Raw genomic sequence first — 2073 nt, forward strand, 5'->3', positions numbered from 1 at the left:
ATTATATATACAATTGTACTAGTTTACTAACCTGCCACCAACGACAAAGAATTAGTCATTGTACAAAAAATATGGACGGTATTGGACTCGAACCAACGACCCCATCGATGTCAACGATGTACTCTAACCACCTGAGCTAACCGTCCGTAATCATATAGACCATCAATATATCATATAAAATATAATCTGTCAATCCAGCAAGACCAAAATTTTGTCCTACACATATCTAGTCAATTGCACCCGATAGCGATCCTTTTTAGTAACTGCAATTTCCCCAACTTCCAAGCGCCCTTTCCCGCGAATAGCGATTAAATCCCCTGTTTTAACGTGGGAACTGGCTTGAGTGACTTCCTTCCAATTGACACGCACATCATTAGAGTCTATCAAATCCACCATTTTACTGCGGGACATCCCAAACCCAGCCGAAGCCACCGCATCTAACCGCAAAGAAGCCTCCACAGTCGTCATTTCCTTCTTCTTAGGTTCACGGATTTTTAACTCATTAATCTCAATCCGTCGAGTTTTCACCGGCACAGAACGCACCTGTTGTAAACTCATCTCTAAAAATTCTACCAATTCAGGGACAACAATCACCTGCGCCCCTCTTTCCCCCAATACAATCACATCTCCGGTTTTTTCCCGCACAATCCCCGTTCCCAGCATTGCGCCTAAAAAATCCCGGTGATTTGCTGTATCAAACAAGAAATTACCAGCGATTTCTAAAGCCACAATCGCCACTTCGGACTGATCTAATGGTAAATCAGCACGAGCGATCGCTAACCTTTGTCTTTCCGCCTGTGGATATCCACCCCAAGCTACCGAATGCACCTCCGTTAAGCGGCTAAATACCCTTTGAATTTCCGCCAACTCCGGCGGAGACAAAAAATCTGTAAATACCACTTCCCAGGTCTTTATAGCTTGATCTGCTTGATCAATTACACGGGCAACAGTATCGCGGTTTTCAACACCTTTTAAAAGTTCTTCTCTAGGTAGCATGGAATTATAGGAGTTACAGGGAGCAGGAGGAAATAGATCCCCGACTTCTCAAAGAAGTCGGGGATCTGGTATATACTAATTATTTTCCGCATAACCTTGAATATTTTCTGGTTCAAACTGGCGGAGAATGCGAGTAGCTTGACGAGTCAGAGTTTCCGAACCCTGTACCACAATTAAATACTTACCTGCATCTAAACGATTGCGATAGGGTAAAGCATCACCACCACCCTCTAATAAACCTACGCCACCACCTACAAATACACTACCCATTGCACCACTACCAGCGCCCAGAATGCCGCCAATCACATGATTCCCGATTTCTCCAGCCCAAGCAAAGGTATCCAAACCGGTAATCAAACTGAAGGTAAAACCGGAAAAAAAGCCAAATGGTACTAACCAAATCGCCATTAGCTTGACTTGTTTTTTTGCCTGTTCTTTGGGATCAATTAAACCAAATTCATCAGCACTTTTATATCCTCTACCAAGAATAGTGCCATTTATGCCTTCTCTTTCTAAAGCTAAATCAGCGGCTTCAGCCTGGATGCGATCTGATAATACAGCAACAAGATAATTCATCAATTTTAAAACTCAGGATTAATGTGACTTTAGCAAATCCAAAGGCTCACAAAAATTATTCACACCTTGTTTAAGAATATAAATTAAAACGGGTGTAGCCAGACTTTTGGGAAAACTCGGTATTGTCCTCAGATGTCTAATCATCTCTTGAATTGACCCATTTAACAAGTTTTCTCGATATTCTTGTTCACAAATTACCGCCCGCCACTTTTTGGCTAAAGCATCCAACCAGTCGGAATTAGTTTGTTCTGGTTCTTGTCCAGCCCGAATAGCCAGAGTCATTACCGCATCTTCTAAATCTCCATCGCAATCCTCTATCAAGTCTAATGCTTCCATTGCTTGAGGATCATCTACCAAATGAGAACGAAATTTTGCAATCTCTTGTGATGTAACTTTAGTCATGAGTTTTTGACTAGACCAGGATTTGAAAACTATTTTACAGCATTGGGGACTGGGGATTGGGGATTGGTGAAGAATTTCCTCCCCTACCTCCCCTACCTC

Annotated in this window: 3 protein-coding genes and 1 tRNA gene; all 4 read right to left on the bottom strand. The window is 42.3% G+C overall.

Translation table 11 applies throughout. From position 1 onward, the window contains the following. Positions 1 to 72: 72 nt before the first annotated feature. Positions 73 to 146: transfer RNA gene (locus IQ228_RS25190), tRNA-Val, on the bottom strand. 70 nt (positions 147 to 216) lie between these two features. Beyond that, positions 217 to 996 (bottom strand): photosystem II S4 domain protein, encoded by a 780-nt coding sequence (locus tag IQ228_RS25195; RefSeq protein WP_193964871.1) that lies wholly within the window; start codon positions 994 to 996, stop codon positions 217 to 219. Positions 997 to 1071: 75 nt separating this feature from the next. Further along, entirely contained in the window at positions 1072 to 1572 is a 501-nt protein-coding gene (locus IQ228_RS25200) for a hypothetical protein (protein WP_193964872.1), read from the bottom strand. 18 nt (positions 1573 to 1590) lie between these two features. Then, positions 1591 to 1974 carry a hypothetical protein gene (locus IQ228_RS25205; RefSeq protein ID WP_027402598.1) on the bottom strand — a complete coding sequence of 128 codons (384 nt, stop codon included), beginning with the start codon at positions 1972 to 1974 and terminating at the stop codon, positions 1591 to 1593. Positions 1975 to 2073 lie beyond the last annotated feature (99 nt).

This window comes from Dolichospermum sp. LEGE 00246 (genome assembly GCF_015207865.1).
GTDB classification, from domain to species: domain Bacteria; phylum Cyanobacteriota; class Cyanobacteriia; order Cyanobacteriales; family Nostocaceae; genus Dolichospermum; species Dolichospermum heterosporum.

Excerpts from the sequence above, each read along its gene's own strand:
- IQ228_RS25195 (WP_193964871.1), bottom strand. The coding sequence starts at position 996 with ATGCTACCTAGAGAAGAACTTTTAAAAGGTGTTGAAAACCGCGATACT.
- IQ228_RS25200 (WP_193964872.1), bottom strand. The coding sequence starts at position 1,572 with ATGAATTATCTTGTTGCTGTATTATCAGATCGCATCCAGGCTGAAGCC.
- IQ228_RS25205 (WP_027402598.1), bottom strand. The coding sequence starts at position 1,974 with ATGACTAAAGTTACATCACAAGAGATTGCAAAATTTCGTTCTCATTTG.